Source organism: Aminobacter sp. P4_D5 (assembly GCF_056401815.1).
The window spans coordinates 22,319-35,438 of sequence record NZ_JBFUIP010000013.1; the positions used below are offsets into that span (position 1 = coordinate 22,319).

Sequence of the window (13,120 nt, forward strand, 5' to 3'; positions counted from 1 at the left end):
GTTCGCCATGCGGCGGGCGGCCGAAAATATCGGCTCTCGCAGCGCAAATCTGCACCGCGTTGCCAGGCTGGTGCCTGTGAGGGCATAACCCTTGAAATCGGTGTCGTAGGCCAACAGCGCTGCCCTCTGCACCGCTAGCGCTTCAAGCTCCGATCCGATTATTGTCACCGGCAGGTCGGTGGCTGTTCCGTGAGTCCGGTTCGCCGCCGGTCCTTCCGCGAGCTTGTCGAGCAGGTTTTTCATCTCGGTTCGATGAAGAGTAAGCCCGGACCGCATAAAAATTCGAGATGGCAAACCGCCCGCAAAGATTACAAATGCAACCGTCGGGCCGGACATTCGAAGCAGGCGAAACAAGGAACCAGGCGCGATGCCCAAGTCAAAAGCTGTTGTCACAACAAAACATGCAAGCCGCTACCTGCAGCAACTCTGCAAGCACTGGGGCCACAAATTCGAAGTCGAGTTCTCGCCTGTCCAGGGACGCATCGATCTTGGCGAAGGAAGATTGATCGATCTGAGCGCGGGCGATTCAGCCCTGACGGTCGAACTGGAGGCAGCCGACCTGCCGCGACTTGAGCAGGTCGTGGTCGACCATATCGTGCGTTTCGCGTTCCGCGAGGAATTGCATTTCGACTGGAAGCCAGTCGACCCGAACTAGGCTGACGGGTAGCGGCTTCTACTTGCCGAGGGCGAACCGGAAATTGATGCCGGCGAAGACGGCGCATTGCGGTTCGATGAAGGCGTTCGCCTTCACCTTGTCGCAGACCGGATTGCGTTTCTTACAAAACCGTATGGCCTCAGACAGGACCAGTAGACCTCGGCACCTTAGACATCTCCCTGCCGGCCAAACCTCTCGGGCCGGAAATTGTCAAAACAGCCGGACCTTCCGGCTTCCAACGGGATGATGGATATGACGAAATCTTTTGCTGTCGCTGCCTTTGCACTCGCCGCCGCTCTCGGCTCGATTCCCACTTTCGCCCTGGCTGCCACCGCTCCGGTACCGTGCGAACAGATGCTGAGCGACGTCAATGCCGCGATGAAGGCGACGAAAGCAGCCGACACCGAAAAGGCCAAGGCCGTCGACCTCAAGGGCAAGGGCCTTGAGCGCTGCAAGGCCGACGACGATGCCGGTGCCGACGCATTCTTTCAACAAGCGCTGCAGGTGCTCGGCAAATAGCGCCAGCACCTCCCCCCGCATCTTCCCCAACAGTCCCTGCAACGAGGAACAACGTCATGACGACGCGAACTAACCGTGCGCAGATGCTAAACAAGGTCCCTGCGGTCACATTCGACTTCTGGCTGATCAAGCTGCTGGCGGTGACCGTCGGCGAAACAGCCGCCGATTACATGAACCTCGACCTCGATATGGGCCTGGCGACCACATCGTGGATCCTGAGCGGTCTTCTGATCGCAGCCCTGGCCCTGCAATTCGCCCAGTTCCGCTACGTTCCGTGGATCTACTGGGTGACAGTGGTGCTGATCAGCGTCGTCGGCACGCTGGTGACGGACAATCTTGTCGACAATTTCGGCGTCAGCCTGCAAACGACGACGCTGCTCTTCAGCGTCTTGCTGGCGGCCACTTTCACGCTCTGGTACGCGTCGGAAAGGACTCTGTCGATCCACAGCATCACCACCACCAGGCGCGAAACCTTCTACTGGCTCGCGGTCTTGTTCACCTTCGCGCTCGGAACCGCCGCCGGCGATCTGACCGCCGAAGGACTGGGCCTCGGCTACCTGCAGACCGGTGTCATCTTCGGCTCGATCATCGCCGCGATCGCCTTTGCCTACTACGCGCTCAATCTGAACGGCATCCTGGCTTTCTGGCTCGCCTACATCCTGACTAGACCATGGGGCGCGTCGCTTGGCGACCTGTTTGCGCAACCGGGGGAACATGGCGGCCTCGATTTCGGAACGACCGTGACCAGCTTCATCTTCCTCGTCGGCATCGCAGCATTGATCCTGTTCATGACATTCACCCAGGCAAGCCGGAGCGGCATCAACGCAGCAGCAGGCAATGCCGCGCCTGAATGACAGGCTTTGCCTTGCGCGCTTTGTAAATCCCCGGCGGGGGCATCTCCCCCGTCGGGTCATTTGAATTCCGACCAAGCAATAGGATGGTTTGTATGCGCCCTTCGAAATCAGGTTATTACCGGCTCCAGATCGGCCTGCACTGGATGGTGGCGGCGCTGGTGCTGTTCCAATTGGTGTTCGGTGAAAGCATGACAGCGGCCGTCGACGCCATCGCCGACGGCGTCCAGGCTTCGTCCGCCGACCAGACGCTTGCATCCGCTCATTATTGGGTCGGCCTCGCGATCCTTGCACTCATCATTCTGCGGCTCGGCCTGCGCGCTACGCTAGGCGTCCCGCCGGTCGAACCGGCGGCGCCCGCCTGGATGACTCTTGCCGCCAGGGTCACTCACGTGGCCTTCTATTGCTTGCTGTTCGTCACGCCCGTCACAGGTCTGATTGCCTATTACGCCTTGCCCTGGATAGGCGATGTGCATGCCCTCGCCAAGCCGGCATTCATCGTGCTGATCGGCGTTCATGCCGCCGCTGCTTTGTTCCATCATTTCGTGCTCAAGGACGGCACGCTGCGCAGGATGCTGGCGCCTGGCGCGTCGCCTGCCTCACCGGCTTCCACGGAATGACCACGAAGTGCTATTACAGCACCCTACGACCGGCCCTATGAGGCTGATGGCTGGACGACGCGGAGCGGGGCAAGACAGCATGCGCATACTTGTCGTTGAAGACGACAGGAAGACCGCCGACTACACCGCCAGAGGGTTTTCGGAGGCAGGGCATCTCTGCGACGTCATCGGCGATGGCCAGGACGCGTTGTTTCATGCGATGCGAACCGCCTACGACGTGCTGGTCATGGACCGGATGATCCCCAATCTCGACGGGCTTTCCCTCGTCAAGGCGCTGCGTGCGGCCAATGTGAAGACGCCGGTGCTGTTTCTCACCTCGATCGGCGGGGTCGACGACCGTGTCGAAGGGCTCGAAGCCGGAGGCGACGACTATCTGGTCAAGCCTTTTGCCTTTTCCGAACTGTTGGCGCGGGTCAACGCGCTGTCGCGCCGGCCGCCGGTGCAGGATCAAAAGACCGTGCTGGCAGTCGCTGATCTCGAACTCGATGTGATCAAGCGGCGCGTCACCAGGCGCGGGCAGCCGATCGAACTGCAGCCGCGCGAGTTCAAGCTGCTCGAAATCCTGATGCGCAACGAGGGCCGCGTGCTGACCCGCACAATGCTGCTCGAGCGCGTCTGGGACCTGCATTTCGATCCCAAGACCAGTGTCGTAGAAACCCATATGAGCCGGCTTCGCGCCAAGATCGACCGTCCCTTCGACGCGCCCTTGCTGCATACCGTGCGCAACACAGGCTATAGCCTGCATGCTCCGACCTAACCTGTTTCGCAGCACGCCGTTCCGTCTGGCGCTGGGTTTCGGAACCCTGTTCGTCAGCGCCTTCCTGGCCATGGGCTTCATTGCCTACCAGTTGATGAGAACCGAGCTGTCGACCGGGCTCGACAATTCGGCGCGCGAAATCTGGGCGGTCGTCGCCGCAACCGATGCCGACGGAGACCTCGAAGACATTGTCGGCGCGGTCGACATCTATTCGCGGCTCTCCAACCCCGAGGACCGGATTTTCGTCCTGCTCGACCCCGCCGGCAAACGCCTTGCGGGCAATTTCACCAAGCCCCCCACCGCAAGCGGCCTTTCGATGCTTTCGGCCGAAGAAGCCGGACTGAGCGGCGACGGCAACTACCGCATCGTCTCCGGCAAGGTCGGCAACAACTGGCTGTCGGTGGGGCTCAGCCTCGCCGAGACGGACCGGCTGGCACTGATCGCGCTGAAAAGCATGGGTTGGGCGCTTGCCATCATCACGGTCACGGCCTTCGCGCTCAGCGCATTCCTCGCCGCCCGTATCCGCCGCCGCCTCGACAGCATCGGCGACACCATGGACGACGTCTCCAACGGCAAGCTCGGTTCGCGCATTCCGCTGACCGGCAATGGCGACGACATCGACGCTGTTTCAAGCCAGATCAATACCGCGCTGGAAAGGCTTGCGGCCCTTGTGGAGGGCATGAAGCAGGTCAGCACCGATATCGCCCATGACCTCAAGACGCCGCTCAACCGGCTCAAGATGACCATCGACACCGCCATCGGCAAAAATGAGCGAGGCAAGCCAGTCAACGAGGAACTTGATGACGCGCGCGTCGAAAGCGACCGCATCAACGAAACCTTCGATGCGCTGCTGCGCATCGCCCAGATCGAGGCAGGTTCACGCAAGGCCCGGTTCGCGGCCATCGATCTCGACGAGATCATGAGCTTCATCGCCGAAATCTACGCCGATGTCGCCGAAGACGATGGCAAGGTCCTGGCCGCCTCGGGCGACTTTAGAGGTCTTCATCCGATCTCTGGCGACCACGAATTGCTCGTCCAGATGTTCGCCAATCTTGTCGAGAACGCCATCCGCCATTGCCCCGAGGGAACGCGTATCACCATGTCGGCCAAGAATCTCGGCGACATGGTGGTCACCGAGATCTGCGACAATGGTCCCGGCATTGCGCCGGTCGAGCGCGAAAAGGTGTTCCAGCGTCTCTATCGCACCGAAAAGAGCCGCACGACGCCGGGCAGCGGGCTAGGCCTCAGCCTGGTTCGCGCCATCGCCGATCTGCATGGCGCGACACTGAAGCTCGACGACAACCATCCAGGCCTCAAGGTCACTATCGCCTTCCCCATGCGTAGTTGAAAAAGGCGGCCCGAAGTAACCGGGGCCGCCTCGTTGGCTTTTTGTTGGTGGCTTCCGCTAGGCCTGTTTTACCAGCCTGAGCAACACCAGCAGGATCACCGCGCCAATTGTGGCGTGGATGATCGCCCCGACAATGCCCGAGCCCAGGCCGATACCGATGAACGGAAACAGCCAGCCCGCGATCAGCGCGCCGACGATACCGACGACGATGTTGCCGAGCAGGCCGAAGCCGTAGCCCTTGACGAGTTGGCCCGCGAGCCAGCCGGCGACCGCACCGACGATAAGGAAGACAAGAAGGCTTTCGATACCCATTTGATCTCTCCTGGTTTAGCGCGTCGGCCCGAATACCGGCATGGGTTTTCGGAAAAATACGATGCGCAGGTTCAACGACGTCCTTTGCGTGCCCACATGGACACGCGGCGCTCCAAAATCAGGCGATGGCCGTGGTCTGGTCTTCGACGGCAGCAGTTGGTGCGTTCTTCTTGATGGATTCGATCGCCTTCAGCGCCGATGCCTTGGCCGCATAGCCTTCCGAACCGAACATCACCTCGCCGTTGGACGCCCTGAAGCGGAACCTGAACTCGCCGCCCTTGTCCTTGTAGACCTCGAACTTATACATCGCCTTGCCTCATGTTGCCGGCCCACGACTCACGCCGGTGGAAGAATCGTCGCATGATCGGGCGGCCCAAGTCCATCGTGCGCAACCTTGGCTTGTTCAGCCATCCCGGTCGGTCAGGCAGATGTGGCAGCAGCCCGAGCCGTGGCCCGGCGTCCAGGTGACATTGTCGAAGCGAATGCCGGTTGCCTCGAACAGTCCTCGGTCGAAAGCACCCGCGATCCGGCACAGCGTGGCCAGCTTGTCGTCGGCGACACCAGCGCCCACCCAGGCATCCTTGAGCGGGCAGCGCTTGACCTTGAAAGCGATGTGGCTGTCGCTGCGCTCGACATCGGTCGGATACATGCGCCCGCCATCGGGGCTGACCGCCAGAAAGGCCTCACCGATGGCGCGCGCGTCGTTGGGCCCGAACTGGGCGAAGGCCACCTCGGCGACCTCGCGGCCGCGCTTTTCGATCGCCCGCACCAGGATCGCCTCGGCCTTGTCGTCGCCGAACTCGGCGGCGAGTTCGTCCAGCATCAGCCGGTAGAGGTCGGCGCGGTTGCGAAAAGCGGCATCGAGTTCGGCGGCGAGCTTTTCGGCCCTTAAGGCGGGATCGGTCACGATGCATTCTCCTTGGCACGCGGCAGTTTGGGCGTGGCAGTAACCAGCGCCTTGCCGGTCGCGGAAGCTGGGCTTTCGATCACCGCCCGGGCCGCGCCCTGTTCGACGATCTTGCCGCCATCCATGATGGCGRTGCGGTGGGCGATGGCACGCACCGCGCCGAGATCGTGCGAGATGAAAAGATAGGCGATGCCTTGGTCTTTTTGCAGATCGGCGAGCAGGCGCAGCATGTCGGCGCGCACCAGAACATCCAGCGCCGACACCGCCTCGTCGAGCACGATCAGCGACGGCTTGGTGGCAATCGCGCGTGCTATCGCCACGCGCTGGCGCTGCCCGCCCGAGATTTCGTGCACGGCGCGGCCGGCGAGTTCGGCCGACAGCCCGACGCGTTCCAGCAGCGCGGCAATCGCCTTGGGCCTCCCGCCTCTGTCGACAACACCATGAATGCGCAGCGGATCGTCGAGCAGACGCGCCACCGTCGCGCGCGGATTGAAAGCCGCCTGCGGGTCCTGGAACACCATCTGCAGCTTCGCCCACACCGCGCGCAGCGCAGCACCGCGCAGCGCCAGGAGATCTTCCCCATCGAAACGGGCGCTGCCCGCATCGGCCTCGACGAGCCGCAACAAGATGCGCGCCACCGTCGACTTGCCGCTGCCGGAGGGACCGACCAGCGCAAGTGTCTCGCCCGCCGCAATCGAAAAGCCTACGCCGTCGAGCGCGGCAAAGTTTTTGCCGCCACGCGCAAAGCATTTCGACAGGCCCGCGACCTCAAGCAGCGGCGCGGTCATGCGTCGAGCCCCAGATGCGCATCGAGCAGCGCGCGGGTGTAGTCGCTGGTGGGTGCCGCAATCAGCGATGCCGCGGTGCCCGTCTCGACCAGGCGCCCATGCCGGAACACGGCGATGCGGTCGGCGAGGTTCGCAGCCAGCGCGATGTCGTGGCTGACGAACAAAAGCGCCATGCCGTCCTCGTCGACCAGTCCCCGGATCAGCGAAACGATCTCGGCCTGCACGATGGTGTCGAGCGCGCTGGTCGCCTCGTCGGCGATCAACAGCCGTGGCCCTGCGGCAATCGCTGCTGCAATCGCCACGCGCTGTTTCTGGCCGCCGGAAAGCTGATGAGGGTAGGCTTTCGCGGTTGCCGCAGGCTCCGGCAGCTTGACCCTGTCGAGCAGTTCGACCGCCAGGCGCCGCGCTGCGGGCCATGTCATGTCGAGATTGACATGGACCACCTCGGCGACCTGGTCGCCAACATTCATGACGGGATCGAGGCTCGATGCCGGATCCTGGAAAACGAAACCGATATCGCGTCCGTTTCGCGCCACCCGCCCAAGCTCCGGCCAAGCGACGCTGCCCTCGACCTTGGCAGCGGGCGGCAAAAGCCCGGCGATGGCGCGTGCGAGCGTGCTCTTGCCCGACCCGCTTTCGCCGATGACAGCCAGCCGTTCTCCGGCATCGAGGTCCAGGTCGACACCTTCAAGCGCCAGGACATCATTGCCGTAGCGGACGCCAAGCCCGCGCACACTGAGCAGCGCCATCAGGCGTTCCCCCGCCTGGTGGCCGAACTTTCGACGATGCCTTCGCCGGCGAGGTAGACGCCGAGCACGGCGAGCACCAAGGCGATGCCCGGGATGATCGACAAGAAAGGTGCTGAGCGCAGCACCGCCCTGCCCTCCGCGATCATGCCGCCCCAGGTCACGCGGTTGGGATCGCCAAGGCCGAGGAACGACAGTGCCGCCTCGGTCAGGATCGCCGCTGCCACGATCACCGACGACAGCGCCAGCACCGGTGGCAGCGCGTTGGGCAGCACCTCGCGGAAAGCGATCTCGAGGGGATGCATGCCGATCACCCTGGCGCTGGCGACATAATCGCGTTCGCGGATCGACAGCACTTCGGCGCGCGCGATGCGCGCAGGCCCGGTCCAGGCGCTGAGCGCGATCGCCACCACGACAACGCCGAGCGAGGGCCCAACGACACTGACCAGCGCCAGCGACAGCAGGAAACCCGGCACGGTCTGGAACGCGTCGGTGATGCGCATCAGCACCTCGTCGACAAGCCCGCCGGCAAAGCCGGCGACGGTGCCGACGACACTACCGACGAGGATCGAAGCGGCGGCCGCCGCAAGCCCGACGGCAAGCGAGGTGCGGGCGCCATGAAACAGCCCGGCCAGCACGTCGCGGCCAAGCCTGTCGGTGCCGAGCGGGGTCGCCCAATCCTGAAACGGCCGCAGCAAGGCTGGACCGGCAATCGACAGCGGATCGCGTGGAAACAGCACTGGCGCTGCCAACGCCATCAACAACAGGCAGCCTAGAATGACGAAGCCGGCGACAGCCTCCGGCGATCGGGTCAAGCGGGACAGCGTCATGCGCTCACCTCGCTTGCGCCGACACGCGGATCGAGCACCGCATAAAGCAGGTCAACGACAAGGTTGATGAAGATCACCAGCACGGCACTGACCAGGATGATGCCGATGAGCAGCGGCGTGTCGCGCGCGCCGACCGCCTCCTGCGCCAGCCGGCCGAGGCCGGGAATGGAAAACACGCTTTCGATCACGACGCTGCCGCCGAGCATCGCCGCCGATTGCAGGCCAAGCATGGTGACCAGCGGCAAAAGCGCGTTGCGCGCGACGTGACGCCAGACGATGCGGCGCCGGCCGATGCCCCGGGCACGCGCGGCAAGGGTAAAATCCATCCGCCAGACCTCGGCCATGCCGGCGCGCATCATGCGCAGGTAGAGCGCGAGATAGATGATGCCGAGGCTCGTCACCGGCAGCACGAGATGTCGGGCGATATCAAGCGCGCGCGAAAAACCGGCTTTGCCCGAGGCGATGGTTTCCATGCCGGAGAGCGGCAGCCAGCGCAGCTGGACCGAGAAGACAATGGTCAGCACCAATGCCAGCCAGAAGCCGGGCACGGCATAGAGCGCCAGCGAACCGATAGACAGGAACCGGTCGCGAAAGCTGCCGGGCCGCGAGCCGGCGACGATGCCGAGTGCTGAGCCCAGGAAGAACGACAGTGCGGTCGCGCTGCCCATCAGCAAAAGCGTGTTGGGCAGCCGCTCCAGCACCACTGATAGCACCGGCCGCGAAAGGGCCACCGAGTGGCCGAGATCGAGATGCAGCAGCGACCAGAGATAGGCGGCAAGCCGCGTCGCCGGCGAAGCATCTAGCCCCCAGCTCTGGCGCAGCGCCTCGATCATACCAGCGTCGCCGCCGACCGAAGCGATATAGGCGTCGACAGCATCGCCGGGCGCTGCCTCCAGCAACAGGAACGAGCCGACGACAACGATCAGCAGCACCGGAACGCTGCCTATCAGCCGGCGCCGCAGAAGGCGAAATGCGCGGTTCATCGCGGTATCCCTCTCCCGGTTTGGGGGAGTGGCGCCACGCAATACTTCCGTTGGAAAAGCCGACCCCCACCCCTAGCCCCTCCCCACAAGGGGGAGGGGAATTCCCGCACCACTTGATGTGCCAAGACAAACAGCCACCCCATTGAAGGGCGCACGGCAGCAAGTCCCCCTCCCCCTTGTGGGGAGGGGTTAGGGGTGGGGGCGATTGTAGGCACTGCAATTTCCAGGGGCATGCTCAGTAACGGATCATCGTCCCAGCTAAGGCGATGATGTCACGTTTCGACATAGGTGTCCGCCCAGTTCGAAACCGCCCAGCGTGGGTTGTTCGCAACGTTCTTCACGCTGTCGCGGGCGACGGTGATGAAGCCCCATTCGGCGACGTTGATCAGCGGCAGGTCCTCGACCACCTTCTTCTGGAACTCGTCGTAGAGATCGGTGCGGGCCTTGTCGTCCAGCGTCTCCGCCGCCTTGGCGATCAGTGCGTCGAGTTCGGCGTTCTTGTAACCACCCTGGTTGGAGAAGGGCACGCCATCCGGGATACCCGACTGCACCAGGATCGTGGTCGAGATCGCCGGGTCGCCCCGGAACACCGGCGGTGCGATGGCAAGGTCGAAGGCGTGGTCGGTGTAGACGGCCTTCTGGTGCGCGGCCGAGTCGTTGTTGACCAGTTCGGCGTCGATGCCGACAGCGGCGAGCGCCTGGCGCAGATAGTCGCCGAACTGCTTGGTCTCGCTGAAATAGGGTGCCGGCAAGAGCTTCAGGGCAAACCGGTTGCCGTTGTCGCCCTTGGGATAACCAGCTTCGTCCAGCAGCGCATTGGCCTTGGCGACGTCGAATGCGTAAGTCGGCACGTCAGTCGAATAGAACTGCTTGTCGTTGACCGGCACCGGCCCCGTCGAGGGCGTGGCGTGGCCGAGGAAAATCGTCTTGACGACAAAATCCTTGTCGATGGCGTGCGCGATCGCCTGGCGCACCTTGAGGTCGGCCAGTTCCTTGCGGCGATGATTGATCTCGACTACCAGCTGATAGGTCAGCGCCTCGTAGCCGTCGCCGATCACCTTGATGCCGGGCACCTTGGAAATGCGCTCCAGGTCGGCCAACGGCACCGCCGAGAAAGCGGCGAGCTGGATTTCTTCCGCCTCCAGCGCACCGGCGGCAGCCGCACGGTCGGGCAGCACGCGATAGATGATCTCGTCGAGTTGCGGCTCGCCTTCGCGCCAGTATTTGTCGTTGCGCTCAAGCCGGTAATATTCGCCGGCCTTGTGCTCGGCGAACTTGAACGGCCCGGTGCCGATCGGCGCATTGTTGGCCGGGTTCGCGGCAATGTCGGTGCCTTCATAGACATGCTTGGGCACGACCGATGTCAGCGCAGGCAACGCATTCTTGATCAGTTGCAGCGGCGTCGGCTCGGAGAATTTGAAGACAGCCGTGTGCGCGTCGGGAGTCTCCACCGCTTCGAGGTTCTTGAAGACGACACGGCCGAGATTTTGCAGCGGCTTCCAGATGCTGAGCGCGGAAAACGCCACATCGGCCGAGGTGAACGGCTTGCCGTCGTGCCAGGTCACGCCCTCGCGCAGCTTGAAGGTCACCGACAGCCCGTCTTTCGAACCTTCCCAGCTAGTCGCAAGCCGTGGGTCGAGCCCGCCTTGGCCATCGAATGAAGCTTCGGCCAGCGGTTCGATCACCTTGCTTGCAACGAAGAACACGCCGTTGGAGGCAACGATTGCCGGGTTGAGGTTGCGCGGCTCGGAATCGGCGGCGACGACGAGGCGCCCGCCCTTCCTGGTCTGCGTCCAGCCGATCGACGGCAGTGCGGTCGACGCCAGCAGCAATGCCGAGCCCGCCAGAACCTTGCGCCTCGAAATTTTGAAATCAGCCATGACAGCCCCCTGAACCTTGGGCGCAGCGACATCGCCGGCCCGTCAAATGATGGCCGGGATTATGATCCGGGAAAGCCGTTTTGCGAGAGACGAAATTGGCGTTTTGGGCCTCTGGCCCAAAACATTGTGCTCTTTGAGCGACGCATCGGCTCTCAAACACCTACCTACGCATCGGCCCGGAAACCGTTTTTCGATTTCCGGGCCGAGACTTTGAGCCGTCAGTCGAGGATTCGGGGCAGCCGTCAGGCGGCTTTCTTCTTGGCCAGGCGGGCGCGGATGCTTTCGACATCGGCGCGCGGCGTCGCCGCAAACAGCGTCTTGGTGTAGCTGTGCTTGGGGTCGGTAAAGACCTCATCGCGGCTGCCATATTCGACAGCCTCGCCGAAATACATCACCATCACCTCGTCGGCGATGTAGCGAACCACGGACAGGTCGTGGCTGATGAAGACGTAGGTCAGCTGGAACTCGTCCTGCAAGTCGGCCAGCAGGTTGAGCACCTGGGCCTGCACCGACAAATCGAGCGCCGAGACAGGCTCGTCCAGCACCAGCAGCTTCGGGTTCAGCATCAGCGAACGCGCGATCGCGATGCGCTGGCGCTGGCCGCCCGAAAACATGTGCGGGTAGCGGTTGTAGTGCTTCTCTTCGAGGCCAACCTTCTTCAGCAGCTTCATCGCCCTGTCGCGTCGTTCGTCGGCGGGCGTGTCGGTGTTGATGACCAGCGGCTCGGTCAGGATGTCGCCGATCTTCTGGCGCGGGTTGAGCGAGCCATAGGGATTCTGGAACACGATCTGCACCTTGCGGCGCATCTCCGGCGTCAGATCGCCCTTGGCGATGTCGACCTTGTTGCCTTCGATCAGCAGGTCGCCCGAGGTTGCCGGGTCGATCAGCGTCAGGATGCGGCCGAGCGTGGACTTGCCACAGCCGCTTTCGCCGACGATCGCCAGCGTCTTGCCCTTCTCGACCGTGAAACTCACGCCCTTGACGGCGTGCACGGTCTTGGCCTTCTTCAAAAAGCTGCCGGGCACGTGGTAGTCGCGCACGATGTTGCGCGCTTCGAGAATGACGCTCATCGTGCAGCCCCTTCCAGGTTCTCGTCGTCGACGAAGAGTTCCGAGATCGTCGGCAGGCGGTCGCCCGTCGCATTGTCCGGGAGTGCCGCCAGCAGAGCGCGCGTGTAATTGCTCTTCGGGTTTTCGAACAGCGTCAGCACGTCGGCTTCTTCCATCTTTCGGCCCTTGTACTGCACGACCACTCGATCGGCGGTCTCGGCCACGACACCCATATTGTGGGTGATCATGATCAGGCCCATGCCGTGGTCGGCCTGCAGCTTCATCAGCAGATCGAGGATCTGCTTCTGGATCGTCACGTCGAGCGCGGTCGTCGGCTCGTCGGCGATGAGCAGCTTSGGRTTGCAGGCMAKCGCGATGGCGATCATCACGCGCTGGCACTGGCCGCCAGACATCTGGTGCGGGTAGGAGCCAAGGCGCTCGGCCGGGTCGGCAATGCCGACAGATTCAAACAGTTCGATCGCGCGCTTGCGGCGGGCGGCCTTGTCGAGCCCCAAATGGACGCGCAGGACTTCTTCGATCTGGAAGCCGACGGTGAAGCACGGGTTGAGGCTCGCCACCGGCTCCTGGAAGATCATGGCGATGTCCTTGCCGATGATCTTGCGCCGTTCGTTGGCGGGCATGGCAAGCAGGTCGCGGCCGTTGAAGGTCAGCTTGTCGGCGGTGACCTTCGCCGTCCAGGGCAAAAGCCCCATCGCCGCCAGCATCGACACCGACTTGCCCGAGCCTGACTCGCCGACGATAGCGAGAACCTCGCGCTCATGGACCTTCATCGACACGCCGTTGACCGCCCGGAAGGGGCCGGAGGCCGTCTCAAATTCGACGACCAGGTTTTCGATTTCAAGAAGTGCCATGTG

General features: G+C 63.2%; 16 protein-coding genes. 6 read left to right on the forward strand and 10 right to left on the reverse strand.

Annotated elements, in window-relative coordinates:
* Positions 1–367: 367 nt before the first annotated feature.
* From AC1DWF_RS05120 to AC1DWF_RS05145, 6 genes are all read left to right on the forward strand, one after another.
* Positions 368–655 carry a DUF2218 domain-containing protein gene (locus tag AC1DWF_RS05120; RefSeq protein WP_476781780.1) on the forward strand — a complete coding sequence of 96 codons (288 nt, stop codon included), beginning with the start codon at positions 368–370 and terminating at the stop codon, positions 653–655.
* A gap of 252 nt (positions 656–907) precedes the next feature.
* A complete protein-coding gene (locus tag AC1DWF_RS05125) occupies positions 908–1,174 on the forward strand; it encodes a hypothetical protein (RefSeq protein WP_476781781.1) in 267 nt (88 codons plus the stop codon).
* A 56-nt stretch (positions 1,175–1,230) separates the two neighbouring features.
* Positions 1,231–2,028, forward strand: coding sequence for a COG4705 family protein (locus AC1DWF_RS05130; protein ID WP_476781782.1), 798 nt, complete (start codon positions 1,231–1,233; stop codon positions 2,026–2,028).
* A gap of 92 nt (positions 2,029–2,120) precedes the next feature.
* Positions 2,121–2,645, forward strand: coding sequence for a cytochrome b (locus AC1DWF_RS05135; protein WP_476781783.1), 525 nt, complete (start codon positions 2,121–2,123; stop codon positions 2,643–2,645).
* A gap of 79 nt (positions 2,646–2,724) precedes the next feature.
* Positions 2,725–3,402: a winged helix-turn-helix domain-containing protein gene (locus tag AC1DWF_RS05140; RefSeq protein WP_476781784.1), complete on the forward strand. Its 678-nt coding sequence runs from the start codon at positions 2,725–2,727 to the stop codon at positions 3,400–3,402.
* A complete protein-coding gene (locus AC1DWF_RS05145; protein WP_476781785.1) occupies positions 3,389–4,750 on the forward strand; it encodes a sensor histidine kinase in 1,362 nt (453 codons plus the stop codon). The genes AC1DWF_RS05140 and AC1DWF_RS05145 overlap by 14 nt, the downstream gene beginning before the upstream one ends.
* Positions 4,751–4,807: 57 nt before the next feature.
* On the opposite strand, the gene AC1DWF_RS05150 is transcribed toward AC1DWF_RS05145, so the two are convergent.
* From AC1DWF_RS05150 to AC1DWF_RS05195, 10 genes are all read right to left on the reverse strand, one after another.
* Positions 4,808–5,062, reverse strand: coding sequence for a GlsB/YeaQ/YmgE family stress response membrane protein (locus tag AC1DWF_RS05150; RefSeq protein ID WP_476781786.1), 255 nt, complete (start codon positions 5,060–5,062; stop codon positions 4,808–4,810).
* A gap of 118 nt (positions 5,063–5,180) precedes the next feature.
* Entirely contained in the window at positions 5,181–5,369 is a 189-nt protein-coding gene (locus AC1DWF_RS05155) for a YegP family protein (protein ID WP_476781787.1), read from the reverse strand.
* Positions 5,370–5,465: 96 nt separating this feature from the next.
* Positions 5,466–5,969 carry an L-2-amino-thiazoline-4-carboxylic acid hydrolase gene (locus tag AC1DWF_RS05160; protein ID WP_476781788.1) on the reverse strand — a complete coding sequence of 168 codons (504 nt, stop codon included), beginning with the start codon at positions 5,967–5,969 and terminating at the stop codon, positions 5,466–5,468.
* Positions 5,966–6,757 (reverse strand): ATP-binding cassette domain-containing protein, encoded by a 792-nt coding sequence (locus AC1DWF_RS05165; protein ID WP_476841492.1) that lies wholly within the window; start codon positions 6,755–6,757, stop codon positions 5,966–5,968. The genes AC1DWF_RS05160 and AC1DWF_RS05165 overlap by 4 nt, the downstream gene beginning before the upstream one ends.
* Positions 6,754–7,509 carry an ABC transporter ATP-binding protein gene (locus AC1DWF_RS05170; protein WP_476781793.1) on the reverse strand — a complete coding sequence of 252 codons (756 nt, stop codon included), beginning with the start codon at positions 7,507–7,509 and terminating at the stop codon, positions 6,754–6,756. Before AC1DWF_RS05170 ends, AC1DWF_RS05165 begins: the two co-directional genes overlap by 4 nt.
* Positions 7,506–8,333 (reverse strand): ABC transporter permease, encoded by an 828-nt coding sequence (locus tag AC1DWF_RS05175; RefSeq protein ID WP_476781790.1) that lies wholly within the window; start codon positions 8,331–8,333, stop codon positions 7,506–7,508. Before AC1DWF_RS05175 ends, AC1DWF_RS05170 begins: the two co-directional genes overlap by 4 nt.
* Positions 8,330–9,316, reverse strand: a complete 987-nt coding sequence (locus AC1DWF_RS05180) for an ABC transporter permease (RefSeq protein ID WP_476781791.1) — start codon at positions 9,314–9,316, stop codon at positions 8,330–8,332. The genes AC1DWF_RS05175 and AC1DWF_RS05180 overlap by 4 nt, the downstream gene beginning before the upstream one ends.
* A gap of 272 nt (positions 9,317–9,588) precedes the next feature.
* Positions 9,589–11,196, reverse strand: coding sequence for an ABC transporter substrate-binding protein (locus tag AC1DWF_RS05185; protein WP_476788764.1), 1,608 nt, complete (start codon positions 11,194–11,196; stop codon positions 9,589–9,591).
* 242 nt (positions 11,197–11,438) lie between these two features.
* The gene (locus tag AC1DWF_RS05190; protein ID WP_476788765.1) at positions 11,439–12,266 is read right to left on the reverse strand and encodes an ABC transporter ATP-binding protein; all 828 of its coding nucleotides are present in this window, start codon (positions 12,264–12,266) and stop codon (positions 11,439–11,441) included.
* Positions 12,263–13,117 (reverse strand): ABC transporter ATP-binding protein, encoded by an 855-nt coding sequence (locus AC1DWF_RS05195; RefSeq protein ID WP_476841493.1) that lies wholly within the window; start codon positions 13,115–13,117, stop codon positions 12,263–12,265. The genes AC1DWF_RS05190 and AC1DWF_RS05195 overlap by 4 nt, the downstream gene beginning before the upstream one ends.
* Between the last annotated feature and the right edge of the window lie 3 nt (positions 13,118–13,120).